Origin of the sequence: Serratia sp. CY47444 (genome assembly GCF_052168635.1) — a bacterium.
Classification (GTDB): domain Bacteria; phylum Pseudomonadota; class Gammaproteobacteria; order Enterobacterales; family Enterobacteriaceae; genus Serratia; species Serratia bockelmannii.
Window position 1 is genome coordinate 131,574 of record NZ_JBJNMH010000003.1, and the last position, 23,160, is coordinate 154,733.

The 23,160-nt window shown below is 58.1% G+C and carries 24 protein-coding genes; 16 read left to right on the top strand and 8 right to left on the bottom strand.

The window, feature by feature from the left end:
* Nucleotides 1-287 precede the first annotated feature (287 nt).
* Nucleotides 288-752 (top strand): glycine zipper 2TM domain-containing protein, encoded by a 465-nt coding sequence (locus ACJ8IL_RS07060; RefSeq protein ID WP_025159710.1) that lies wholly within the window; start codon nucleotides 288-290, stop codon nucleotides 750-752.
* A gap of 92 nt (nucleotides 753-844) precedes the next feature.
* Here the strand turns inward: ACJ8IL_RS07060 and slyA are convergent, their stop codons facing one another.
* Nucleotides 845-1,276, bottom strand: coding sequence for a transcriptional regulator SlyA (gene slyA / locus ACJ8IL_RS07065; protein WP_004931301.1), 432 nt, complete (start codon nucleotides 1,274-1,276; stop codon nucleotides 845-847).
* Nucleotides 1,277-1,456: 180 nt separating this feature from the next.
* Between slyA and ACJ8IL_RS07070 the strand changes: the two genes are divergently transcribed.
* Genes ACJ8IL_RS07070 through ACJ8IL_RS07080 form a run of 3 tightly spaced genes read left to right on the top strand, consistent with a single transcriptional unit; the run spans nucleotide 1,457 to nucleotide 4,594 of the window.
* On the top strand, nucleotides 1,457-1,693 hold the full coding sequence (locus ACJ8IL_RS07070) for a DUF1656 domain-containing protein (protein WP_004931303.1): 237 nt from the start codon (nucleotides 1,457-1,459) through the stop codon (nucleotides 1,691-1,693).
* A 3-nt stretch (nucleotides 1,694-1,696) separates the two neighbouring features.
* Nucleotides 1,697-2,560, top strand: a complete 864-nt coding sequence (locus ACJ8IL_RS07075; RefSeq protein ID WP_004931305.1) for an efflux RND transporter periplasmic adaptor subunit — start codon at nucleotides 1,697-1,699, stop codon at nucleotides 2,558-2,560.
* Nucleotides 2,561-2,563: 3 nt separating this feature from the next.
* On the top strand, nucleotides 2,564-4,594 hold the full coding sequence (locus ACJ8IL_RS07080; RefSeq protein ID WP_442516447.1) for an FUSC family protein: 2,031 nt from the start codon (nucleotides 2,564-2,566) through the stop codon (nucleotides 4,592-4,594).
* On the opposite strand, the gene sodC is transcribed toward ACJ8IL_RS07080, so the two are convergent.
* Nucleotides 4,595-5,116, bottom strand: coding sequence for a superoxide dismutase family protein (gene sodC / locus ACJ8IL_RS07085; RefSeq protein ID WP_197811025.1), 522 nt, complete (start codon nucleotides 5,114-5,116; stop codon nucleotides 4,595-4,597). It lies immediately after the preceding gene.
* A gap of 241 nt (nucleotides 5,117-5,357) precedes the next feature.
* Between sodC and ACJ8IL_RS07090 the strand changes: the two genes are divergently transcribed.
* On the top strand, nucleotides 5,358-7,202 hold the full coding sequence (locus ACJ8IL_RS07090) for a polyurethane esterase (protein WP_442516448.1): 1,845 nt from the start codon (nucleotides 5,358-5,360) through the stop codon (nucleotides 7,200-7,202).
* A gap of 61 nt (nucleotides 7,203-7,263) precedes the next feature.
* On the opposite strand, the gene ACJ8IL_RS07095 is transcribed toward ACJ8IL_RS07090, so the two are convergent.
* From ACJ8IL_RS07095 to ACJ8IL_RS07105, 3 genes are all read right to left on the bottom strand, one after another.
* The gene (locus ACJ8IL_RS07095; RefSeq protein ID WP_025302663.1) at nucleotides 7,264-8,160 is read right to left on the bottom strand and encodes an aldo/keto reductase; all 897 of its coding nucleotides are present in this window, start codon (nucleotides 8,158-8,160) and stop codon (nucleotides 7,264-7,266) included.
* Nucleotides 8,161-8,259: 99 nt separating this feature from the next.
* On the bottom strand, nucleotides 8,260-8,499 hold the full coding sequence (locus tag ACJ8IL_RS07100) for a DUF1289 domain-containing protein (protein ID WP_015377731.1): 240 nt from the start codon (nucleotides 8,497-8,499) through the stop codon (nucleotides 8,260-8,262).
* 23 nt (nucleotides 8,500-8,522) lie between these two features.
* Complete coding sequence (locus ACJ8IL_RS07105) at nucleotides 8,523-9,452, bottom strand: LysR substrate-binding domain-containing protein (protein WP_025302662.1); 930 nt, start codon at nucleotides 9,450-9,452, stop codon at nucleotides 8,523-8,525.
* 139 nt (nucleotides 9,453-9,591) lie between these two features.
* On the opposite strand from ACJ8IL_RS07105, the gene ACJ8IL_RS07110 reads away from it, so the two are divergent.
* The 6 genes from ACJ8IL_RS07110 (at nucleotide 9,592) to rnt (ending at nucleotide 15,430) form a co-directional block, all read left to right on the top strand.
* The gene (locus tag ACJ8IL_RS07110; protein WP_025302661.1) at nucleotides 9,592-10,233 is read left to right on the top strand and encodes an NAD(P)-dependent oxidoreductase; all 642 of its coding nucleotides are present in this window, start codon (nucleotides 9,592-9,594) and stop codon (nucleotides 10,231-10,233) included.
* 139 nt (nucleotides 10,234-10,372) lie between these two features.
* Nucleotides 10,373-12,010, top strand: a complete 1,638-nt coding sequence (eptA, locus tag ACJ8IL_RS07115) for a phosphoethanolamine transferase EptA (RefSeq protein WP_025302660.1) — start codon at nucleotides 10,373-10,375, stop codon at nucleotides 12,008-12,010.
* A gap of 102 nt (nucleotides 12,011-12,112) precedes the next feature.
* A complete protein-coding gene (locus ACJ8IL_RS07120; RefSeq protein WP_025302659.1) occupies nucleotides 12,113-12,733 on the top strand; it encodes a TetR/AcrR family transcriptional regulator in 621 nt (206 codons plus the stop codon).
* An 87-nt stretch (nucleotides 12,734-12,820) separates the two neighbouring features.
* Entirely contained in the window at nucleotides 12,821-13,924 is a 1,104-nt protein-coding gene (locus tag ACJ8IL_RS07125) for an alkene reductase (protein ID WP_197826572.1), read from the top strand.
* A gap of 335 nt (nucleotides 13,925-14,259) precedes the next feature.
* Entirely contained in the window at nucleotides 14,260-14,667 is a 408-nt protein-coding gene (gene gloA, locus ACJ8IL_RS07130; protein WP_004931325.1) for a lactoylglutathione lyase, read from the top strand.
* 79 nt (nucleotides 14,668-14,746) lie between these two features.
* Complete coding sequence (rnt, locus tag ACJ8IL_RS07135) at nucleotides 14,747-15,430, top strand: ribonuclease T (RefSeq protein ID WP_038874795.1); 684 nt, start codon at nucleotides 14,747-14,749, stop codon at nucleotides 15,428-15,430.
* A 68-nt stretch (nucleotides 15,431-15,498) separates the two neighbouring features.
* Here the strand turns inward: rnt and ACJ8IL_RS07140 are convergent, their stop codons facing one another.
* The gene (locus ACJ8IL_RS07140) at nucleotides 15,499-15,846 is read right to left on the bottom strand and encodes a Grx4 family monothiol glutaredoxin (protein ID WP_004931329.1); all 348 of its coding nucleotides are present in this window, start codon (nucleotides 15,844-15,846) and stop codon (nucleotides 15,499-15,501) included.
* A 416-nt stretch (nucleotides 15,847-16,262) separates the two neighbouring features.
* Here ACJ8IL_RS07140 and ACJ8IL_RS07145 point away from each other — a divergent pair, with 416 nt between their 5' ends.
* Entirely contained in the window at nucleotides 16,263-17,081 is an 819-nt protein-coding gene (locus ACJ8IL_RS07145; protein WP_043141154.1) for a C40 family peptidase, read from the top strand.
* A gap of 198 nt (nucleotides 17,082-17,279) precedes the next feature.
* Complete coding sequence (gene sodB, locus ACJ8IL_RS07150) at nucleotides 17,280-17,858, top strand: superoxide dismutase [Fe] (RefSeq protein WP_004931333.1); 579 nt, start codon at nucleotides 17,280-17,282, stop codon at nucleotides 17,856-17,858.
* 61 nt (nucleotides 17,859-17,919) lie between these two features.
* Here sodB and cydH read toward each other — a convergent pair whose 3' ends face one another.
* Nucleotides 17,920-18,009, bottom strand: coding sequence for a cytochrome bd-I oxidase subunit CydH (gene cydH, locus ACJ8IL_RS07155; protein WP_019455989.1), 90 nt, complete (start codon nucleotides 18,007-18,009; stop codon nucleotides 17,920-17,922).
* 324 nt (nucleotides 18,010-18,333) lie between these two features.
* On the opposite strand from cydH, the gene purR reads away from it, so the two are divergent.
* Nucleotides 18,334-19,359, top strand: coding sequence for an HTH-type transcriptional repressor PurR (purR, locus tag ACJ8IL_RS07160; RefSeq protein WP_025302656.1), 1,026 nt, complete (start codon nucleotides 18,334-18,336; stop codon nucleotides 19,357-19,359).
* Here the strand turns inward: purR and punR are convergent.
* Nucleotides 19,356-20,300 (bottom strand): DNA-binding transcriptional activator PunR, encoded by a 945-nt coding sequence (gene punR / locus ACJ8IL_RS07165; RefSeq protein WP_025302655.1) that lies wholly within the window; start codon nucleotides 20,298-20,300, stop codon nucleotides 19,356-19,358. The two genes, purR and punR, sit on opposite strands and share 4 nt — an antisense overlap.
* Nucleotides 20,301-20,423: 123 nt before the next feature.
* On the opposite strand from punR, the gene punC reads away from it, so the two are divergent.
* On the top strand, nucleotides 20,424-21,635 hold the full coding sequence (punC, locus tag ACJ8IL_RS07170) for a purine nucleoside transporter PunC (protein ID WP_049204292.1): 1,212 nt from the start codon (nucleotides 20,424-20,426) through the stop codon (nucleotides 21,633-21,635).
* A gap of 343 nt (nucleotides 21,636-21,978) precedes the next feature.
* The gene (gene cfa, locus ACJ8IL_RS07175; RefSeq protein WP_025302653.1) at nucleotides 21,979-23,130 is read left to right on the top strand and encodes a cyclopropane fatty acyl phospholipid synthase; all 1,152 of its coding nucleotides are present in this window, start codon (nucleotides 21,979-21,981) and stop codon (nucleotides 23,128-23,130) included.
* The last annotated feature ends 30 nt before the right edge of the window (nucleotides 23,131-23,160 follow it).

The following is a 23,160-nucleotide window of genomic DNA, read 5'->3' on the forward strand; positions in this document are numbered from 1 at the left end:
ATTAACGCCATGAATTATGATGCTTTTTTTACACGCCGTGAGCCAGGTGCGTCGCGGTGGCACATTTCATGTGTTAAACCGTGCGTTAACCGGCAACGGAATGTCGGTGAGGCTGTCATAAAGGTAAACCGCGGTTTATTATTGGTTGAACAGAGAAAAGTTAAGCTGCGTGCAGCGATGAGGCATGGCGCTGTATCAACTTTCAGCCATACTTTGTCTATCATTTTCACTGAATCTTGCCTGGTGAGCATTGCCAGGTTATGGACTACTACCATCAGGAGTTTTATATGATCAAGCGTCTTCTCGTCGTTGCCGTCGCCGCCGTTACGTTGGCTGGGTGTGCCAATGAATCCATGTCCGGCGATGTCTACTCGTCCTCGCAGGCCAAACAGGTGCAGAACGTCACCTACGGGACGCTGGTTTCCGTGCGTCCGGTGAAAATTCAGGGCGGGGAAGGTTCCAACGCCTTGGGGATGATCGGCGGCGCAGTGATTGGCGGGCTGTTGGGTAACACCGTTGGCGGCGGTACCGGTCGTACGCTGGCTACCGCGGCGGGCGCTATCGCCGGCGGCGCAGCGGGCAACAGCATCGGTGAAGTGGCCGGTCGTACCTCAGGCTACGAGCTGGAAATCAAAACCGACCAGAAAGAGAACATCGTCGTGGTGCAGAAAGCGGGCGACACCAAGTTCAGCCCGGGCCAGCGCGTGCGCATGGCGCGCATGGGCGACACCATCACCGTCTCTCCGCTGTAAGTCAGCCGGCGGCACACGGCAAACCGGAGGCAATCGCCTCCGGTTTTATTTCTGATGCTGTGAAACTGTAATCGTAGAAAATAAGAATATTATTATTTGTTCTGCAGTTCGGTGATATTTTGTTCTAACTTGCCAATCAGCCCTACCAACAGATGCACTTCGTCGGCGGTAATGCCGCTTAAAATCTCACTGCGCGTAGACGTGATCACACTATCGACTTCTCTGATGATCGGATCGGCCGCTTCGGTCAACTTGATGCGCTTCGCGCGGCGATCGTTGGCACAGGTGTGACGCGTGATCAGCCCTTTCTCCTCCAGTTGGTCCAGCGTGCGAACCAGTGACGGTTGCTCGATACCGATCGCCTTGGCCAGCTGGATTTGCGACTGCTCCGGCGGCAAGCGATTGATATTGTGCAACGTAACCCAATGCGTTTGGGTCAGCTCCAACGGCTTGAGCCGGTGATCGATGAGCGCTCGCCAAACACGAACCAATCGTGCTAAATCTGAACCTAATGTTGACTCCACTTACCCCTCCTTATAATTAGCATGCTAACATTACCTCCCAGAGCTTAGACTATTTTGGGTAACTCACATTAAAAACACAAATGTATATAATGTATATTGTGGAAATAACCACTATTTTTAGCCGCTATTGTTTAATCGTTATGCAAATATTCAACATATTCACCCTTAGGGATTGTTAATGTGAATACATCATGGTTACACACCTCATCCCCCTTACCCGATTTGGTCCTGGGGGCATCGCTTTATTTTCCACCTATATTTAAAGCTTTTTTACTAGGACTGGTCTTATGGCTGCTGATTCATCAGCTGCTGAGAGACTGGATGTATTCCGGTGAAATCTGGCATCCCATGTTGATGGACCTGTCCATTTTCGTTCTGACCGTCAGCGGTTCCTTATGGATTTTAGCGAGTTGGTAACCCATGCAGCATAAAACATTAAAATACTTCTCTACGGTGATCGTCTGCGCCATTGCCGTCTGCGCCGGTTGGTGGCTCTGGAATTATTATATGCAATCCCCATGGACCCGTGACGGAAAAGTGCGCGCAGAACTCGTCAATATCACCCCTGAAGTCTCTGGAAGATTAGAGAAAATAAGCGCGAATGACAATCAGTTCGTACCTGCGGGAAGTCTGATTTTTACCCTCGACCCGGTGCCCTACCAGATTGCGCTGGACAATGCCGAGGCCGCGGTGGCAAAAGCGCAATCCGATCTGGCCAAAGCGGACCATGAGGCTGCCCGCCGCCGCGGTTTACCGCGTAACGTTATTTCCGCTGAAGACTTGGACGAGTCCAATTTAGCCGCTCAGGCAATGAAGGCCGCCTATAAAGCCGCCCTGGCCAACCTGGAACAGGCCAAATGGAATTTGAGCAAAACCAAAATTTATGCGCCAACCGACGGTTATATCACCAACCTGCAGGCACGCGTCGGAAACTACGCCAACGCCGGCACGCCCCTGGTGGCGTTGGTGGATGTGCATTCGTTTTATGTGCTCGGATATTTCGAAGAAACCAAGCTGAAACATATAAAAGAAGGCAATAAAGCGGACATCGTTTTATATAACGGCAACACGCCGCTACAGGGGGAAGTAGAGAGCATCGGACGCGCCATTTACGATCAGAGCGTCGACAGCAGCAACGATCTATTAATGGACGTTAAGCCCAATGTTCCTTGGGTACGTTTGGCCCAGCGTGTGCCGGTGCGGATAAAATTGCTCAACGTGCCCGCCGATTTGACGCTGGTCGCCGGTACCACCTGCACCATTTCGATTCATCAGCGGAACTAAAGTGTGAACCTGCCTTTTCTGGAGTGGAGCCGTACCCCCTGGGGTAAGGCGACCGGCGGCCAATGGCGCTATGCGCTGCGCAACTCGCTGGCGATGTGTCTGGCGTTGTGGGTGGCGTTCGTGCTCGAGCTCGACGAACCCTATTGGGCGCTCACCTCCGCCGCGGTGGTGAGTTTCCCCACCATCGGCGGCGTGATCAGCAAAAGCATCGGCCGCATCTTCGGCAGCCTGGTGGGCGCCGCCGCCTCGGTAGCGATCGCCGGCCACTGTCTGAACGATCCCTGGCTGTTTACGCTGTTCATCGCCGCCTGGATCGGGCTGTGCACCTACGTCTCGAATCATTACCAAAACAACGTCTCTTACGCCTTCGCGCTGGCGGGCTATACCGCCGCCATCATCGCCTTCGGTACGGTCAACGTCACCGATACCCAGCAGATATTCGATATCGCTCAGGCGCGGGTTTGCGAAGTGATCACCGGTATTCTGTGCGGCGGGTTGATGATGATGATCCTGCCCAGCACCTCTGACGGCGAAGCCTTGCTGACCTCGCTGCGGCGCATGCAGCTACGCCTGCTGGAGCACGCCGCCATGCTGTGGCAGCCGGAGGTCACCGCGCAGATGCGCACCTCGCACGAGGGGGTCATCGGCCAGATCCTGACCATGAACCTGCTGCGCATTCAGGCATTCTGGAGCCACTACCGGCTGCGGCGGCAAAATAACCTGCTCAACTATCTGCTGCACCAGCAGCTGCGCATTACCAGCGTCATTTCCAGCCTGCGCCGCATGCTGCTGAACTGGCCGGATCGCCCTGCTAATCTGATGCCGGTGCTGACACAGCTGCTGGACGAGCTGCGCGATCCCGCCACCGATAAATATCGCTTGGCGCGTCTGCTCCAGCAGATCGCCCCGCAAGATGCGACGGACTACCGCCATCGCGCCTTCTGGCTGCGGTTGCGCGATTTCTGTTGGCTTTACCTGCGCTGCAACCGCTGGCTGCTGCGGTTGGAAAACGCCACGGCGGTCAGCGATCTCCAGCCGCCGCACGTCACCTCACTGGCGCGCCACACCGACAGCTACGAAGCCGCCTATAACGGCCTGCGCACCTTTTTATGCATCGTGATCGGCTGCGCCTACTGGATCAACACGCAGTGGGACGCCGGCAGCGCGGCGCTAACGCTCACCGCCATCAGCTGCGTGCTCTACTCCTCCACGCCTTCGCCGATCAACAGCGTCAGCACCTTGCTCAAGGCGGTGCTGCTGCTCTCGGTCGCCTGCTTTGTGGTGAAATTCGGTTTGATGATCCAGATTGACGACTTCTGGGTGTTCTGCGCCTTCCTGTTCCCTATCCTGGTGACCATGCAAATGCTCAAGCTGCAGAATCCGCCTTATGCCGCGCTCTGGGGGCAGCTGATCGTCTTTATGGGCTCGTTTCTGACCGTCAGCAACCCGCCGAGCTATGACTACCAGTCCTTTATCAATGACAACATCGGTAAAATCGTCGGTGTATTGCTGGCCGGGTTGGCGTTTCAGATCCTGCGCCCCAGTTCGGACAAGCGAAAAAGCCGCCGCATTATCCGCGCGCTGCGGCGCGATTTTATCGATCAGTTGAGCAAAAAGCCGCAGCAGAGCGAAAGCCAGTTCGAATCGCTGATCTACCATCGCATCAGCCAACTCAATCAGAGTCAGGATCAGGAGGCTCGCACCTGGCTGCTGCGCTGGGGCGTGGTGCTGCTCAACTGCAGCCATATCGTCTGGCAGCTGCGCGACTGGCAGACCCGTTCAGATCCGCTGTCGGCGGTGCGCAACGTCTGTATCCACTGCCTGCGCGGCATCATGACGGAGAAAGGCGTGCAGCACAGTTCGCTGGACGCCACGCTGCAGGAGCTGCTGCGTATGAGCAACGCGTTGGCGCACCACCCGGAACAGGCGGCGCGCGATCTGGCCGGCCTGATCTGGCGGCTCTACTGCTCACTGCAGCAATTGCAACAGGCGATGGGGCAGCCCGCCGCCGCACCGGCCGTTAGCGGCGGATAATTACTTGACCACGCCGCAGGCGAAGCGTTCGCCGCCGCCGCCGAGCGGCTGTGGATGATCCGAATGGTTATCGCCGCCGGCGTGCACCATCAGCGCCTTGCCCTCTATTTCGCTGATTTTTTTCAGCCGCGGTGCCAGCACCGGGTAGTTTGCCATGCCGTCGGCGGTCACATAGATGGCCGGCAGATCGCCCAGGTGCCCGTCGGCGTACGGCCCGAGGTGTTTCCCGGTCTTTTGCGGGTCAAAATGCCCACCGGCCGCCAGCGCCGCCACCGCCTTGCCGTCCTTCATACCCGGCTCGCAGCTGCCTTTCTCATGCACGTGGAAACCGTGCACCCCGGCAGGCAACGCTTTCAGGCTTGGCGTGAACAGCAAGCCGTACGGCGTTTCGCTGATGACCACTTTGCCGATATCCTGACCGATGCCCTGCCCGGTCACCAAGTTCATCTCCACGTCGACCGTCGCCGCCTGAGCCGCGCCACACGCCATCAAGCCGAGCGCCGCATACCAATAACGTTTCATCAATCAGTCTCCTTAATGACTACATCGAGCTATCAGTATAGGAGAGCCTGCGCCGGCACTGTTAACCAACGCACAATCTCGCTAATTTGATTCGCAGGCCTAATATTTAGGGCTAATACTATTTCTACCGATGTTGGTCCTCTGACCAGCTGTCGTTCGGCTAACGTTGTTTCCCTGTTTCCACCGCCGACGCATGAGAGTTCACTCCCCGGCCAGGCGGCATACTTCATAAGGAACTGATATGGGCATCTTTAGCTATAAGGATCTGGACGAAAATGCGTCGAAGGCGCTGTTTTCCGACGCCTTGGCCATCTCTACCTACGCTTACCATAATATCGATAACGGCTTCGATGAAGGCTATCACCAGACCGGTTTCGGCCTCGGTCTGCCGCTGACGCTGGTCACTGCGCTGATCGGCAGTACCCAGTCGCAGGGTGGCCTGCCTGGCCTCCCTTGGAACCCCGACTCCGAACAGGCCGCGCAGGAGGCGGTAAACAATGCCGGCTGGTCGGTGATCAGCGCCGCGAAGCTCGGTTACGCCGGCAAAACCGATGCGCGCGGCACCTACTACGGCGAGACAGCCGGTTACACCACCGCGCAGGCCGAAGTACTGGGCAAATATGACAGCGAAGGCAATCTCACCGCCATTGGCATCTCATTTCGCGGCACCAGCGGCCCGCGCGAGTCGTTGATCGGCGATACCATCGGCGATGTGATTAACGATCTGCTGGCCGGGTTCGGGCCGAAAGGCTATGCCGACGGCTATACGCTGAAGGCCTTCGGCAATTTGCTGGGCGACGTGGCGAAATTCGCTAAGGCCCACGGGCTGAGCGGTGAAGACGTGGTGGTCAGCGGCCACAGCCTCGGCGGGCTGGCGGTCAATAGCATGGCAGCGCAGAGCGACGCCAACTGGGGCGGCTTCTACGCGCAGTCCAACTATGTCGCCTTCGCCTCGCCGACCCAGTACGAAGCCGGCGGTAAGGTGATCAACATCGGCTACGAGAACGACCCGGTGTTCCGCGCGCTCGACGGCACCTCACTGACCCTGCCGTCACTGGGCGTACACGATGCGCCGCACGCCTCCGCCACCAACAATATCGTCAACTTCAACGACCACTACGCGTCGGACGCCTGGAACCTGCTGCCGTTTTCCATTCTCAACATTCCGACCTGGCTGTCGCACCTGCCGTTCTTTTATCAGGACGGCCTGATGCGGGTGCTGAACTCCGAGTTTTATTCACTGACCGACAAGGACTCGACCATCATCGTCTCCAACCTGTCGAACGTGACGCGCGGCAATACCTGGGTGGAAGACCTGAACCGCAACGCGGAAACGCACAGCGGACCGACGTTTATCATCGGCAGCGACGGCAATGATTTGATCAGGGGCGGCAAAGGCAACGACTATCTCGAGGGCCGCGACGGTGACGATATCTTTCGCGACGCCGGCGGCTATAACCTGATCGCCGGCGGCAAAGGCCACAATATCTTCGATACCCAGCAGGCGTTGAAAAACACCGAGATCGCCTACGACGGCAACACGCTTTACCTGCGCGATGCCAAGGGCGGCATTACGCTGGCGGACGACATCAGCACCCTGCGCAGCAAAGAAACCTCCTGGCTGATTTTCAGCAAAGAGGTGGATCACCAGGTGACAGCGGCCGGATTGAAATCGGATGCGGGCCTCAAAGCCTATGCCGCCACTACCACCGGCGGCGACGGCGATGATCTCCTGCAGGCTCGCGGCCACGACGCCTGGCTGTTCGGCAACGCCGGCAACGACACGCTGATCGGCCACGCCGGCGGCAACCTGACCTTCGTCGGCGGCAGCGGCGATGACATCCTGAAGGGCGTCGGCAACGGCAATACCTTCCTGTTCAGCGGGGATTTTGGCCGCGACCAGCTGTATGGCTTCAACGCCACCGATAAACTGGTGTTTATCGGTACCGAAGGCGCCAGCGGGAATATTCGCGACTACGCCACGCAGCAAAACGACGATCTGGTGCTGGCCTTCGGGCACAGCCAGGTCACGCTGATCGGCGTCTCGCTCGATCACTTCAATACCGATCAGGTGGTGTTGGCCTAAGGATCAGCATAAAAAAAAGCCGGGCGCTTTCGCCGCCCGGCTTTCCTCTTTCTGCTCCGCCTTAGGGCACGTCATACCCCAGCGCCGCCTTGCGAATGCGGAACCACTGCTGGCGGTTCAACACCAGTTTCTGCGCCTTCAGCGCCGAGCGCACCCGCTCAATCTTGCCGGAGCCGATAATCGGCAGCGGCGAAGACGGCAGGCGCATCACCCAGGCGTACACCACCTGCTCGATGGTCTCGGCGCCGATCTCTTGCGCCACTCGCTGCAGCTCGTCGCGCAGCGGCTGGAACTCAGCATCGTTGAACAAGCGGCCGCCGCCCAGGCAGGACCAGGCCATCGGCTTGATGCGCAGCTGCTGGCACTGGTCGAGCGTGCCGTCCAGGATCGCCGGTTGGTGAATCGGCGAGATCTCCACCTGATTGGTGACCAGCGAGAACGGCAGGCGCGACTGCAGCAGTTGGAACTGCGCAGGCGTAAAGTTGGAGACGCCAAAATGGCGCACCTTGCCGCTTTTGTGCAGCGCGACAAAGGCTTCGGCCACGTCGTCAGCGTCCATCAACGGATCCGGGCGGTGGATCAGCAACAGGTCCAGGTAGTCGGTATGCAGATGGCGCAGCGACTGTTCCGCGCTCTGTACGATATGATCGCGGTCGGTGATGTAGTGGCCGATCGGGTTGCCGGGCTTGGCGGTGGTGGCGATGCCGCACTTGGTCACCAATTCCAGCGACTGGCGCAGCGCCGGCTTCAGGCGCAGCGCATCGCCGAACGCCTGTTCGCAGGCATAGCCACCGTAGATATCGGCGTGATCGGCGGTGGTGACGCCCAGTTCGACATGCTGTTCGATGAACGTCAGCAGCTGCTGCGGCGACATGCCCCACTCCATCAACCGCCAGTAACCGCAAATCATGCGGGAAAATTCAGGCCCCTGCGGCGCGAGACGAATACGTTCTACCATTGCGAAAACCTCATGACATTAGTTGTCAGTCAGCATACACAAGCCGGTGAGGCACAGGGAAGCGGTAAGCCACACGAACGTGCGGCAGATCAGGAAAGGTTAAAACAGCGACGGCTGCTCAGGCAGCGGCTCGTCAGGCGCTTTATTGGCACGCTGCAGCCGCAGGAAGCGTTGACGGCACAGGCGCAGCACCTCGCGCTTTTGCGCGTCGCTCATGTTCATCCAGCCGAAACGCTCCTCGCGGCTGCGTAGGCAGCCACGGCAGAATCCGCGATCGTCAGCCTGGCAAATGCCGCGACACGGGCTGGGAATGTCGAAAAACTCAAGCTGCTGCGCCACGGGGCTCCTCCTGCGTTCTCTTGCTAATTGAAGACGCCATCGCCGCCGCTGGCAAGTCCCTTTTCGCCATTGCGGCGAAAATAGTCGCGCAAATAGCGCAGCGCCTGGCGGCTTTTCTCCGGCATAGTGCGTTCGAGCGTCAGCGCGTTCAGCCGCAGCGGCGCCGGCCGCCACTCCGGCAACAACAGCAACAGCTCGCCGCGCTGCAGCTCATCGCCAATTTCATACAGCGGCTGAACGGAAATGCCCAGCCCGGCACGGGTAAAGGCGCGCATTACGTTCATGCTCTCACTGACGATCTGCCCTTCCGCCAGCCGCAGCTTAACCTGCTGGCCGGACTGATGCAGCAAGTCCAGATGGGCCCCGCTGTAGCCGCTGGAGATCCAGCGGTGCTGCACCAAATCCTGCGGTTTTTCCGGCACCCCATGCTGGCTGAGATAACGCGGCGCGGCGCACAGCACCATCGGCCACGCCGTCAGCGGATGCGCGATCATATTGGCGTCCGCCAGTTGACGGTTGGCCCGCAGCGCGATGTCGACCCGCTGTTCTATCATGTCGACGATGCGATCGTCCGCCAGCACCCGCAGCGTCAGCTTGGGGTGCGCCTGCAGCAGCGGCGACAATGCCTCCGCCAACGAACGGCCGCCGATGCCGACCGGGGTGGCGATGCGCAGCTCGCCCACCAGCGTATCCCGCAGCTCCGCCAGCCGCTGCTCCGCCTGCTTCGCCTGTTGCAGCATCGCCTCGCAGCCGGGATAGAACGCGGCTCCCGCCTCGGTCAGCGCCAGACGGCGGGTGGAACGATGCAGCAATGGCACCCCGAGCGCCTTCTCCAGCGAGCGCATATGCTGACTGACCGCCGAAGGCGTCATGCCCAGACGCCGCGCCGCGCCGGCCAGCGATCCCTCCGCCACCACGGTGGCGAATACCGCCATTCGATTGAGTTTATCCACGATTATGAAGTTTTACTTAATCAAGAAAGCATGAATATGGCACTAATCACGGCTATTGTTAAGGACTAGAGTAGACACCACGCAGCAGGCACATCGGCCTGCCTTACGATACTGAACCTATCCCCGAAGGAGCATACAGATGAAAGTAGCCATTATTGGAGCAACCGGTTTTGTTGGCCGCCGCGTGGTAGATGAAGCGCTGGCTCGCGGTATTCAGGTAACGGCAATCGCCCGCCAGAAAAAAGATTTGCCGGAGCACGCCAATCTGACCATCGCACTGGGCGACGTCGCCGACACCGCCTGGCTGGCGGGGCAGTTGCACGGTCAGGATGCGGTGATCAGCGCCTACAATCCCGGCTGGGGCGAAGACAACCTGTATGAGAAGACTACGCGCGGGGCCCAGCAGATCCTTACCGCTGTCGGGCAGGCAGGCGTCAAGCGCCTGTTGGTGGTGGGCGGCGCAGGCAGCCTGGAAGTGGCGCCGGGCGTTGAACTGGTGGATACGCCGCAGTTCCCGGAAAATATCCGCCCCGGCGCGCAGGCGGTGCGCGATCTGCGCAATAAACTGCGCAACGAATCAGCACTCGACTGGACCTATCTCTCGCCGGCCGCCCTGCTGGAGCCGGGCAAACGCACCGGCCAGTTCCGCCTCGGCACCACGCAACTGCTGATGAACGGCGACGCGCCGGCCAGCATTTCGGTGGAAGATCTGGCGGTCGCTATCGTTGATGAGATTGAAAAACCTCAATTTATTCGCGCGCAATTCACCGCCGCCTACTAAACTGCCCCACCGCCAGGCCATAAGGCCTGGCGGTTTTCACGTATTCTCCGTCGCCAGTATTCTGAATTTCTAAGGTTTTCTTAAGTTTCATCCGGTAGATTTCACGACATTATCTACTTTCAGGATCCCGACATTGGCAATGTGGTTACGTCAACGCTTACAGTGCAACAGCCTCGGTTTTACCCTCGCCACCGCCCTGTTCTTCACTCTATTTCAAAACGCGTTATTCCTGCATCGCGCCTGGTCGTATATCACCTTCGATAGCGTCCACAGCGTGATTTTCGCGGCGAGCATGCCGGTGGTGATCTTCTGTGCGCTGAATATTATCTTCAGCGTGTTGACCGTGCCCTACCTGCGTAAGCCGTTGATCATCTTTTTCTTGCTCGGCAGCGCCGCAGCCAACTATTTCATGTTCAGCTATGGTGTGGTGATCGACGGCAACATGATGCAAAACGCCTTCGAAACCAACCCGCAGGAGGCGACCGCGCTGCTGACGCCGCGCATGGGATTGTGGCTGGCGCTGCTCGGCATTCTGCCGGCGGTAGCGGTCTGCTTCACCCAAATTCGCCAGACTCGCCCCTGGTGGTACATGGTCGGGCTGCGCGCCGCTAACGTCATGCTGTCGTTGGTGGTGATCCTGATCGTCGCCGCGCTGTTCTACAAAGACTACGCTTCGCTGATCCGCAACAATAAAAGCGTGGTGAAGATGTTGACGCCTTCCAACTTCGTGGCCGGCACCATCAAGTTTACCGAACAACGTTACTTCACCCGCAATCTGCCGCTGGTCAAGATCGGTGAAGACGCGCGTAAAGGGCCGCTGATCGCCAAGCAGACCAAGAAAACGCTGGTGATCCTGGTGGTGGGCGAAACCGCCCGCGCCGAAAACTTCTCCCTCGGAGGTTACGGGCGCGAAACCAACCCGCGCCTGAAGCAGGACGACGTGGTCTACTTCAAGAACGCCAGTTCCTGCGGCACCGAAACGGCGATCTCCGTCCCCTGCATGTTCTCCAACATGCCCCGCAAGGAGTACGACGCGACTCAGGCAACGCATCAAGAAGGCATGCTCGACGTGCTGGCGCATGCCGGCGTCAATGTGCTGTGGCGCGATAATGACGGCGGCTGCAAAGGTGCCTGTGACCGGGTGCCGCACGTGGACATGACCAAGCTGAAACTGCCGCAGGACTGTGACGGTGAGGTTTGCATGGACAACGTGCTGCTGTACAAGCTGAACGACTATATCAATAGTCTGAATGACGACGGCGTGATCGTGCTGCACCAGATGGGCAGCCACGGCCCGGCTTACTACCGCCGCAGCACACCAGAATTCCAGACGTTTTCGCCAACCTGCAACAGCAATCAGATCCAGGATTGCAGCCATGAACAGCTGGTGAACACCTACGACAACTCAATCCTGTATACCGACGCAATGCTCGATGCCACCATCAAGCTGCTGCGGCAGTATGACGATCGGTTCAATACCGCACTGGTCTATTTATCCGATCACGGCGAATCGCTGGGGGAAAACGGCATGTATCTGCACGGCACGCCTTATGTCTTCGCGCCGAGTCAGCAAACGCACGTGCCTTTCCTGATGTGGATGTCTGCCGACTATCAGCGCAATTTCGGCATTGATCGCCAGTGCCTGAACACGCTGGCGGAAAAGGACGACGTGTCGCAGGACAACCTGTTCCACACCCTGTTGGGCATGCTGAACGTACAGACCCGCGAATATCAATCCCAGTTGGATATCCTGCAGCGTTGCCGCAACGCGGCGTAGCGCTTAACTTCCGTGTGCCACTGGGGCACAATAGTTTGCAGACAACCGGCGTTTTGTGCGCCGGTTTTTTTATTCCCATTGACCTAGACCAATCGGTCTATTATGCTCGGCGCCATGATGACCAAATCAACGCATTGCAACGTGGATACACGTGAACATCTGCTCGCCACCGGCGAAACCCTCAGCCTGCGCCTGGGCTTTACCGGCATGGGGCTGAGCGAACTGCTGGCTACCGCGGGCGTGCCGAAAGGCTCGTTCTACCACTATTTTCGCTCGAAGGAAGCCTTCGGCGAAGCGATGCTGCAACGCTATTTCACGCATTATGACGCACAGATGCAGGCGCTGTTTGCCGACAGACGCGGCGATGCCCGCCACCAGCTGCTCGGCTATTACGCCCAGGCTATCAGCTATCACTGCCGCAGCGAATGCCATAACGCCTGCCTGGCGGTGAAGCTTTCCGCCGAGGTGAGCGATCTGTCGGAACCAATGCGCCATGCGCTGGAAACGGGCACCGCTCGCGTGATCGGCCACTTGCAGGAGGCCATCGAGCGCGGTATCGCCGAGGGCTCGCTGTCGGTGGCCATGAGCCCCGCGGCGACCGCAGAAACGCTGTATTCACTGTGGCTCGGCGCCTCGTTGCGCGCCAAGATCCGTCACTCGCTGGCGCCGTTAACCAGCGCGCTGGAAAGCATCGAGTTGCTGCTGCGCCCGCCGCAGCCATAACACCACCGTCTTTTTTCGTGAAAATGCAGTTCGTGTTTTTTTATCGCCCATCACTAGACGACCGGTCTATTAAATACAGGATGCACTATGAAGACTGAAAAATTGCTCTCTCCGCTGAAGGTTGGCGCCGTCACCCTGCCCAACCGCGTGTTTATGGCTCCGCTGACGCGTCTGCGCAGCATCGAACCGGGCGATATTCCTACGCCACTGATGGCGGAATATTATGCGCAGCGCGCCAGCGCCGGCCTGATCGTGACCGAAGCGACGCAGATCTCCTTCCAGGCGAAAGGCTACGCCGGTGCGCCAGGCCTGCATACCCCGGAACAGATCGCCGCGTGGAAACACATCACGCAGGCGGTACACGACAAAAACGGCCACATCGCCGTACAGCTGTGGCATGTAGGCCGCATCTCCCACGCCAGCCTGCAGCCGGGCGGGCAAGCGCCGGTCGCGCCTTCGGCCATCAACGCCGACACCCGCACCACCGTGCGTGATGAAACCGGCGCCTGGGTACGCGTACCGACCTCTACGCCGCGCGCGCTGGAAACCAGCGAGATCCCGGGCATCGTTAACGATTTCCGCCAGGCGACCGCCAACGCGCGTGACGCCGGCTTCGACTTCATCGAACTGCATGCGGCCCACGGCTATCTGCTGCACCAGTTCATGTCACCGGCTTCCAACCAACGTACCGATCAATACGGTGGCAGCATTGAGAACCGCACCCGCCTGACGCTGGAAGTGGTCGATGCCACCATTGCCGAATGGGGTTCCGAGCACATCGGTATTCGTATCTCGCCGCTGGGGCCGTTCAATGGGCTGGACAACGGTGAAGATCAGGAAGAAGCGGCGCTGTATTTGGTGGAAGAGCTGAATAAGCGCAACATCGCTTACCTGCACATCTCCGAACCGGACTGGGCCGGTGGCAAACCGTATTCCGACGCCTTCCGCGACTCGGTGCGCGCCCACTTTAAAGGGGTGATCGTCGGCGCTGGCGCCTACACCGCCGAAAAAGCCGAAGCGTTAATCGAAAAAGGCTTCATCGACGCGGTGGCCTTCGGCCGCAGCTATATCGCCAACCCGGATCTGGTCGAGCGTTTCCGTCAGCACGCCCCGCTGAACGAACCTAAGCCGGAAACCTTCTACGGCGGTGGCGCCGAAGGTTATACCGACTATCCGTTTCTGACGAAGTAACCCGTCCTGACCCCAACGGCCACGCAATCGCATGGCCGTTTTTTATGCGCCGCGCGCAAAAAGGCCCGCACAAGGCGGGCCGGGGTTCCCTGGTGTTGTTTATGCTGCAGTTCAATTTCTACACGGTTATGTGGGGAATTGATAATTGATTGTGCAGATCAATTACTTCGTATCGATCGGTACGCTCGATCAATATTTAAACACCACCGCTCCAACCCCGACATGTGACATTGTCACTCATTCGTCACATTGAATTCCCTTGTAGGACAAGGCTATACTCGCTTGTGCTTCAATCCACCCGCCGTCTGCCACGGCACAGTCAATTCAGAGGAATTATGCGCTTACTCCATACCATGATCCGCGTCGGTGACCTGCAACGTGCCATCGACTTTTACACCAAGGTATTAGGCATGCGTCTGCTGCGCACCAGCGAAAACCCGGAGTACAAATACTCCCTGGCTTTCGTCGGCTATACGGAAGAGAGCGAAGGCGCGGTTATCGAACTGACCTATAACTGGGGCACCGACAGCTACGACATGGGCACCGCCTTCGGCCACCTGGCGTTGGGTGTAGACGACGTTGCCGCCACCTGCGACAGCATCCGTCGCGCAGGCGGCAAGGTCACCCGTGAAGCCGGCCCGGTGAAAGGCGGCACCACGGTGATCGCCTTCGTCGAAGATCCGGACGGCTACAAAATTGAGCTGATCGAAAACAAACACGCCGGTCAGGGCCTCGGCCATTAAGCCACCCCTTCAGGGCGCGCTGGCGCCCTGCTGATTCTCCGCGCGATAGCGCCTGCAACCGGGCGCAAAATTTGCCATAATGCGCGCTGCATTCGATGAAGATAAGAAACTGATGGCCGAAAAAAGTGATCTTAACGCCCTGAGTGGTCGTTTTCGTGGGTTTTATCCCGTAGTAATAGATGTTGAAACCGCCGGCTTCAACGCCAATACCGATGCGTTGCTGGAGATCGCCGCCGTGACGCTGAAAATGGACGAAGATGGCTGGCTGCAGCAGGACGAGACTCTGCACTTCCACGTGGAGCCTTTCGAGGGCGCCAACCTGCAGCCGGAAGCGCTGGCGTTTAACGGCATCGATCCGCACAACCCGTTGCGCGGCGCGGTCAGCGAATACGACGCGCTGCACGCCATTTTCAAAGCGGTGCGCAAAGGGCTCAAGGACCGCGGGTGTAACCGGGCCATTATCGTGGCGCACAACGCCAACTTCGATCACAGCTTCCTGATGGCCGCGGCCGAACGTGCCGGCCTGAAGCGCAATCCGTTCCATCCGTTCGCCACCTTCGACACCGCTGCGCTGAGCGGCCTGGTGCTGGGCCAAACGGTGTTGGCGAAAGCCTGCATCGCCGCCGGTATGCCGTTCGACAGCAGCCAGGCGCACTCTGCGCTGTACGACACCGAGCAAACCGCCCTGCTGTTTTGCGAGCTGGTTAACCGCTGGAAACGCCTCGGCGGCTGGCCGCTGCCCGCCGGCGATCTCGCCGAATAAGCCCAACAAAAAAGGCGGCCCAGTTTGCACTGGCGCCGCCCGTTACGCGATAACCACAAGCCTGTCGATTAAGACTGCTGGTCTTCCTGCGCTTTATACTTTTCTGCCGTTTCTTTGATCAGCTGCTGCAGTTCGCCGCGCTGATACATTTCGATGATGATATCGCAACCGCCGACCAGCTCACCGTCTACCCACAGCTGCGGGAACGTCGGCCAGTTGGCGTATTTTGGCAATTCGGCGCGGATGTCCGGGTTTTGCAGAATATCCACGTAGGCGAAACGCTCGCCGCAGGCGGACAGCGCTTGCACTGCCTGCGCGGAGAAGCCACAGCTCGGCAGCTTTGGCGAACCTTTCATGTACAGCAGAATCGGGTTTTCAGCGATCTGGTGCTGAATTTTTTCAAGTGTCGTCGTCATTTATTGCTTCCTCAAGCCACATTTCATGGCTACAACATGCATCACGCGGGCTATTGTAGCGGCTGGAACAGTCGCAAGAAAACGCCATCTTTTGCAAGGATATTCGCCCGCCGCCGATCGCGTTTCACCGGCCACGTCATTCCGGTCAAAACATACGTTGAGAATAACATTTTTAATCCGACCATTTCACTAATATATTGCGCCGCGATGACGGCGCGACTTAATTATATCCGCCACCGCCGACTGGCGCTTTTTTATACACCAACAGGCTGATTTTGAAACAAAAAAAATGTCATTAACGTTTTCTCACAATATGGATTATTATTTATGAGTTCTTCGCTGTTTTATATGGCGAAATTCGGGAATACTGTAACTCTTTCGATATCCGCTTCGGGGCCAAGGTTGGTGACGTCGACATGCGTTTAATTCTTACGCTCTTTGCGCTGCTGTTTACGCAGCTCTTCTTCAATTTGGCGCACGCTGCGCCACAGGCGCGTGTTGCCGCCGAGCAGCGTAAAAGCCATGCTAATGAAGCGCGGCCCGATGACCGCAGAAAAAAGAAAGCGGACAAAGCCGCTAAAAAAGCCAAAGTGACGGCCCCCGCGAAAAAAACCAAGACCGCCAAGGCGAAAAGCGAGAAAAGCGCGAAAAAGATCGCCAGCGCAAAACCCAAGGCCAAAGCGCAGAAAACTGCCAAGATTAAAGTCACCCCGCCGAAGAAGGGCTATAAAAAAGGCTATGGTCGCCACCGCGAAGCCGGTATGGCCACCGCTAAACTGGTGCGTGACGAGAAGCCGTTAAAACTTAGCCCGGCGCACAAAAAACGCTACCAACACGCCAAGCAGACCGCGATGGCCAAGCTGATGGATCAGATGGGCAAGCCTTATCGCTGGGGCGGCAGTTCGCCGCGCACCGGCTTCGACTGCAGCGGCCTTATCTATTACGCCTATAAAGACGTGGTGAAAATCAAAATGCCGCGCACCGCCAACGAGATGTATCACCTGCGCGACGCGGCGCCGATCAAGAAAAGCGAACTGGAAAGCGGCGATCTGGTGTTCTTCCGCATCAACAACCGCGGCGTGGCGGACCATGTTGGCGTCTACCTCGGCAACGGCAAATTCATCCAGTCACCGCGCACCGGTGAAGAGATCCGCATCAGCCAGCTCGACAACGACTATTGGCAGAACCACTACATCGGCGCACGCCGCGTAGTAACGCCGAAAACTATCCGTTAATTCCCTGCTCTGTGCGGTTGCGGCCCCGGTCGCAACCGCCTGCTCAAGCTATCGCCCATCGCACCTCCCCACGCGCATTTCTCGCTTTTCTTCCTGTTTTTTATGATGAAAATTGTTAAGATTGAATGACCACAATAAAAAACGGCCCATATGACTCTCGCCCGGCGAGAGGCGAATGGCGCTGTAAAGGAGGAAGCAATGTCGTTTGAATTACCTGCATTACCGTATGAGAAAAACGCGCTCGAGCCGCACATCTCCGCCGAGACCCTGGAATACCACTACGGCAAGCACCACAACACCTACGTGGTTAACCTGAACAACCTGGTGAAAGGCAGCGAGTTCGAGGGCAAATCGCTCGAAGAGATCATCAAGACCTCTAACGGCGGCGTCTTCAACAACGCCGCGCAGGTGTGGAACCACACCTTCTACTGGCACTGCCTGTCACCACAGGGCGGCGGTGAACCGCAGGGCGAACTGGCGGCAGCGATCGTCAAATCCTTCGGCTCTTTCGCTGCGTTCAAAGAGCAGTTCACCGATGCCGCAGTGAAAAACTTCGGTGCCGGCTGGACCTGGCTGGTGAAAAAACCGGACGGCGCGCTGGCGATCGTCAACACCTCCAACGCGGCCACCCCGCTGACCGGTGAAGACAAACCGCTGCTGACCGTTGACGTGTGGGAACATGCGTATTACATCGATTACCGCAATGCGCGTCCAAAATACCTGGAAAACTTCTGGGCGTTGGTCAACTGGACCTTCGCAGCGGAAAACCTGGCGTAAGCGCAGGTTCTGAGGTGATGAGGCGCAGCCTGGCTGCGCCTTTTTTATAACCGGGGGTAAATCAGTTCAACGCGGCAACGAAGCTGAAAGCGATAATGACCGCCAGCGCGCAGACGGTAGTGAACAGCGACATCTTCAATTCGGTATCCATGACAACTCCTTTAAAATGGGCTTTCCTAAGGATAAAAGGCGCACAATTAGTACGTCAAATCATTTTCCCACAGTTCGCCGATAAAATCTTGTTATCATTTCCCGGTTTATAATCTCGATTACCTCTTCCACTTTTGTTCAATATGCGACAAAATTCGCAGTTCACAACTGCGTACCGGCATTCATGCCCCTCCTGATTAAGCGCTGAAGACTTCAACACACTAAAAACTCAGTTTTCGCTTCTCTGGAGAAGGATCTACGTAGGCAAACGATTAACATCACACTTACATGCTGTAAACATGTGAGTTCAGGAGTCATTCCTTACATGGCAACGATTAAAGATGTGGCCAAACGCGCGGGCGTTTCCACCACCACCGTTTCGCACGTCATCAATAAGACTCGTTTCGTCGCCGAAGAGACCAAAGCGGCCGTGTGGGCCGCCATTAAAGAGCTGCACTACTCGCCGAGCGCCGTGGCGCGCAGCCTGAAAGTCAATCACACCAAGTCGATCGGCCTGCTGGCCACCTCGAGCGAAGCCCCCTACTTTGCCGAAGTGATCGAGGCGGTGGAAAACAGCTGCTACAGCAAAGGCTACACCCTGATCCTGTGCAACTCGCACAATAATCTCGACAAGCAGCGCGCCTACCTGGCGATGCTGGCGCAAAAGCGCGTCGACGGCCTGCTGGTCATGTGCTCCGAGTATCCGGATCAGCTGCTGGGTATGCTGGAAGACTACCGTAACATCCCGATGGTGGTGATGGACTGGGGCGCCGCGCGCGGCGACTTCACCGATACCATCATCGATAACGCGTTCGAAGGCGGCTATCTGGCCGGCCGTTACCTGATCGAGCGCGGCCACCGCGATATCGGCGCCATTCCCGGCCAACTGTCACGCAACACCGGCGGTGGCCGTCACCAGGGCTTTATGAAGGCGCTGCAGGAAGCGAATATCGACATTCGCGAAGAGTGGATCGTCCAGGGTGACTTCGAGCCGGAGTCCGGCTATAAGGCGATGCACCAAATCCTGTCGCAAAAACAGCGGCCGACCGCGGTATTCTGCGGCGGCGATATCATGGCGATGGGGGCCATCTGCGCCGCCGACGAGCTGGGCCTGCGGGTGCCGCAGGATATTTCCGTGATCGGCTACGACAACGTGCGCAACGCCCGCTACTTCACCCCGGCGCTGACCACCATTCACCAGCCGAAAGAGCGCCTGGGCGAAATGGCCTTCACCATGCTGCTAGATCGCATCATCAGCAAGCGCGAAGAGTCGCAGGTGATCGAAGTGCATCCGAAGCTGATCGAACGCCGCTCGGTCGCCGACGGCCCGTTCATCGACTACCGCCGCTAATCCCCCGCGCCGGAAGCCTGCGCAGCTTCCGGCTCCACCTCACTCAGCCACTCCTGATTCAACGTCTCTCCATCACCCAGATACGCCAGCAGCCAGCTCATCGCCGGTGACGGTTTATCCTGCTGCCAGGTCAGGCAGCACGGGCTGGCGGGAAACGGCTGCTGCAGCTGCAACGCCTTCAACTCACCGCGCTGCACCCGCGGCAGCGCCAGATGCGCCGGCATCATACCGACGCACAGCCCGGCGCACAGACAGTCGAACGCCGAGGTCCAGTCCGGCACCACCAGCCGCCGCTGGTTATCCAGCGTCCAAGTGACACGCTTGGGCAGATTGCGCGAAGTGTCCTCCAGACAAAGCGCAGGGTACGGCCTAAGCCGATCGTCATTCAACGCCCCTGCCAATTGCGCCAGCGGGTGCTGCGGGCTGACCACGCACAGCCAGTTCATATCCCCCATGTCGCGAAAGGCGAAGCCGCCGCCGACCGGCACCGCGCGGGTGGCGCCAATCGCCATATCCGCCCTGCCGTCCACCAACGCATCCCACACGCCGTTAAACACCTCGGGTTGCAACATCAGTTCAACGTCGGGGAAATGGCGGTAGAAATCCAGCACCAGTTGGCGGCTGCGCTGCGGTTTGACGATGATGTCCACGGCGATATTCAGCTGACCGCGCCACCCGTTAGCCACCTGCTGACAATGGCGGCGTGTGTCGAGCATTTTTTTGATAACAGCTCGCGCATCCTTGATAAATAACGCGCCGGCCGGCGTCAGCTCCACATCACGGTGACGCCGCTCAAACAGCGGCACCGCCAGCCATTGTTCCAACTGCCGCACGGTGTAGCTCACCGCCGACGGCACCCGGTGCAGCTCCTGCGCCGCCGCGCTGAAACTGCCGGTGCGCGCCACCGCGTCAACCACTTCAAGAGAATATTCAGACCACATCGCTTTGCCTTCAATTTTTTTAACAGCACTTTGCAAATATTACCGTTTCACAAGCAGAGATCCAGCCGGATACACTGGCCGGCGCTAAAAACCTGCGACACTAAAATATTAACGAGAAATACCATGCGAAACTCCTTTGGTTTTATGTTCTATCTCGCCGGCCTGAGCATGCTGGGTTATCTGGCGACCGATATGTACCTGCCCGCCTTTGGCGCCATGCGGGAGGAACTGCAAATTTCCGCCGGCGCGGTCAGCGCCAGCCTGAGCATATTTCTGGCCGGCTTCGCCTTCGCGCAGCTGCTGTGGGGGCCGCTCTCCGACCGGCTGGGCCGCAAACCGGTATTATTGATTGGCCTGACGCTGTTCGCGTTCGGCTGCCTGGGCATGCTGTGGGTGGAAAATGCCGTGCAACTCTGGATACTGCGCTTTATTCAGGCCGTCGGCGTCTGTTCCGCCGCCGCCATCTGGCAAGCGCTGGTGGTCGACCGCTATCGCGAAGGCCAGGCCAATCGCGTATTCGCCACCATCATGCCGCTGGTCGCGCTGTCGCCAGCGCTGGCGCCGCTGCTTGGCGCCTGGCTGCTTAACCACGCCAGCTGGCGTGCGATCTTCGCCGTGTTGCTGGCCATCACCGCCCTGCTGCTGCTGCCGACGTTGCTGCTCAAAGATCGCGCCAAAACTCAACCCGCTGCCGATGCGCCAAAAAGCAGCGTCAGTTTTTGGCAATTATTGAAATCCCCGGTGTTCAGCGGCAACGTCGCCATGTACGCCGCCTGCTCGGCCGGCTTCTTTGCCTGGCTGACCGGCTCGCCGTTCATCCTCGGTGATATGGGCTATGGCCCGAGCGACATTGGTCTGAGCTATGTGCCGCAGACGCTGGCTTTCCTGCTGGGGGGCTATGGCTGCCGCGCCGCGCTCAAACGCATCAATGGCAAAACCCTGCTGCCGTGGCTGCTGGTAGCTTATGGTGTCAGCATGGTGGCGCTGTATCTGGTGGCGACCGTAACCACTCCGACGCTCACCACGCTGCTGATCCCGTTCTGTGTGATGGCGCTGGTCAACGGCGCGGGCTACCCGATCATGGTGGCGAATGCGCTGATGCCGTTCCCGGAAAGCAGCGGCAAAGCCGCCGCGCTGCAAAATACGCTGCAGTTGGGGCTGTGTTTTGTGGCGAGCATGCTGGTGTCGGCGTTTATTGCCCAGCCGCTGCTGGCGACGGTGACGGTGATGGTGTCTACGGTGATCCTCGCCGCGCTGGGCTATTTCCTCCAGCGGGGAAAAGCGGGCGATGCGCAGCAAAAGGCGCAGCGGAAACATGCTAACTCAGCGTCATAATTGCCAAGCTTAATAATCACTTAAAGAATATGCGCGCCGAGTGCGATTTACAGTTGAGTCAACGCCTCGGCACGCCTATACTCAAAAACAACTTTATAAAGTAACACCTTATAATCTCTATATCTCAATTAGCTCTTGTGTACGCGTCTTGCGTCACACTCTTTTTTAAAGAGGCGTTTATCCTGCGCCATTTGCGTCGGGTCGTTTCTTTAAATTTCCTCTGTTCATAGTCGGATATCAGACGCCGCGGGCTTATTTCCCGTCGGTATACGTATGCACCCGCAGAAATTGTCTAAGCTGTTTCCTAACGGGTCATCAGTCAGAAGAAGGTGATGGAGAAGCTATGAGTTCATCGTGTATAGAAGATCTGAGCATCCAGGATAACCAGTGGTATCGCATCGCGCACGAAATGCTCGGTCTGGCCGGTATCGAAATCAATGGATCGCGCCCTTTCGATATTCAGGTTAAAAATCCCGAATTCTTTAAACGCGTTTTGCAACAAGGGTCACTGGGCCTCGGCGAAAGTTATATGGACGGTTGGTGGGAGTGCGAACGGCTGGATATATTCTTCCAGCGCGTGGTCAGCGCCGGGCTGGAGAAGAAACTTCCCCACCACTTGAAAGATACCCTGCGGATCGCCGCCGCGCGCCTGACCAACCTGCAATCGAAAAAGCGCGCCTGGATCGTCGGCAAAGAACATTACGATCTTGGCAACGATCTGTTTACCCTGATGCTCGATCCTTACATGCAGTATTCCTGCGGCTACTGGAAAGACGCCACCACGCTGGAGGAAGCGCAGGAAGCGAAGCTGCGGATGATCTGCGAAAAACTGCAGCTGCAGCCAGGCATGCGCTTACTGGACATCGGCTGCGGCTGGGGCGGCCTCTCTGCCTATGCGGCGAAGAATTACGGCGTGTCGGTGGTCGGCGTGACCATTTCCGCCGAACAACAGAAGCTGGCCCAGGCTCGCTGCGCCGGGCTGGATGTGCAGATCCTGCTGCAGGATTATCGCGATCTTCATCAGCAGTTTGATCGCATTGTCTCGGTCGGCATGTTCGAGCACGTCGGGCCGAAAAACTACCGCACCTATTTCAATGTGGTAGAACGCAATTTAGCGCCGCACGGCCTGTTCCTGCTGCACACCATCGGTTCCAACAAAACCGACATGAACGTCGATCCGTGGATCAACAAATATATCTTCCCGAACGGCTGCCTGCCTTCAGTGAGCCATATCGCCGAAGCCAGCGAAGGCCATTTCGTGATGGAAGACTGGCACAACATCGGCGCCGACTACGATCGCACGCTGATGGCCTGGTTCGAGCGCTTCAAACAGGCGTGGCCGCAGCTTGCCCCGCGCTACTCCGAACGCTTCGAGCGGATGTTCAGCTATTACCTGAACGCCTGCGCCGGCGCGTTCCGGGCGCGCGATCTGCAACTGTGGCAGGTGGTATTCAGCCCGAAAGGCGTTGAAGGCGGCATCCGCGTCGCCCGCTAAGCCACTTGCCCGACAAAAAAGGCCCCGGTA

Coding starts and splice junctions, on each gene's coding strand:
- ACJ8IL_RS07060 (WP_025159710.1), top strand. CDS start 288: ATGATCAAGCGTCTTCTCGTCGTTGCCGTCGCCGCCGTTACGTTGGCT.
- ACJ8IL_RS07075 (WP_004931305.1), top strand. CDS start 1,697: ATGCAGCATAAAACATTAAAATACTTCTCTACGGTGATCGTCTGCGCC.
- sodC (WP_197811025.1), bottom strand. CDS start 5,116: ATGAAACGTTATTGGTATGCGGCGCTCGGCTTGATGGCGTGTGGCGCG.
- ACJ8IL_RS07090 (WP_442516448.1), top strand. CDS start 5,358: ATGGGCATCTTTAGCTATAAGGATCTGGACGAAAATGCGTCGAAGGCG.
- ACJ8IL_RS07095 (WP_025302663.1), bottom strand. CDS start 8,160: ATGGTAGAACGTATTCGTCTCGCGCCGCAGGGGCCTGAATTTTCCCGC.
- ACJ8IL_RS07110 (WP_025302661.1), top strand. CDS start 9,592: ATGAAAGTAGCCATTATTGGAGCAACCGGTTTTGTTGGCCGCCGCGTG.
- eptA (WP_025302660.1), top strand. CDS start 10,373: ATGTGGTTACGTCAACGCTTACAGTGCAACAGCCTCGGTTTTACCCTC.
- ACJ8IL_RS07120 (WP_025302659.1), top strand. CDS start 12,113: ATGCTCGGCGCCATGATGACCAAATCAACGCATTGCAACGTGGATACA.
- ACJ8IL_RS07125 (WP_197826572.1), top strand. CDS start 12,821: ATGAAGACTGAAAAATTGCTCTCTCCGCTGAAGGTTGGCGCCGTCACC.
- gloA (WP_004931325.1), top strand. CDS start 14,260: ATGCGCTTACTCCATACCATGATCCGCGTCGGTGACCTGCAACGTGCC.
- rnt (WP_038874795.1), top strand. CDS start 14,747: ATGCGCGCTGCATTCGATGAAGATAAGAAACTGATGGCCGAAAAAAGT.
- ACJ8IL_RS07140 (WP_004931329.1), bottom strand. CDS start 15,846: ATGACGACGACACTTGAAAAAATTCAGCACCAGATCGCTGAAAACCCG.
- ACJ8IL_RS07145 (WP_043141154.1), top strand. CDS start 16,263: ATGCGTTTAATTCTTACGCTCTTTGCGCTGCTGTTTACGCAGCTCTTC.
- sodB (WP_004931333.1), top strand. CDS start 17,280: ATGTCGTTTGAATTACCTGCATTACCGTATGAGAAAAACGCGCTCGAG.
- cydH (WP_019455989.1), bottom strand. CDS start 18,009: ATGGATACCGAATTGAAGATGTCGCTGTTCACTACCGTCTGCGCGCTG.
- purR (WP_025302656.1), top strand. CDS start 18,334: ATGGCAACGATTAAAGATGTGGCCAAACGCGCGGGCGTTTCCACCACC.
- punR (WP_025302655.1), bottom strand. CDS start 20,300: ATGTGGTCTGAATATTCTCTTGAAGTGGTTGACGCGGTGGCGCGCACC.
- punC (WP_049204292.1), top strand. CDS start 20,424: ATGCGAAACTCCTTTGGTTTTATGTTCTATCTCGCCGGCCTGAGCATG.
- cfa (WP_025302653.1), top strand. CDS start 21,979: ATGAGTTCATCGTGTATAGAAGATCTGAGCATCCAGGATAACCAGTGG.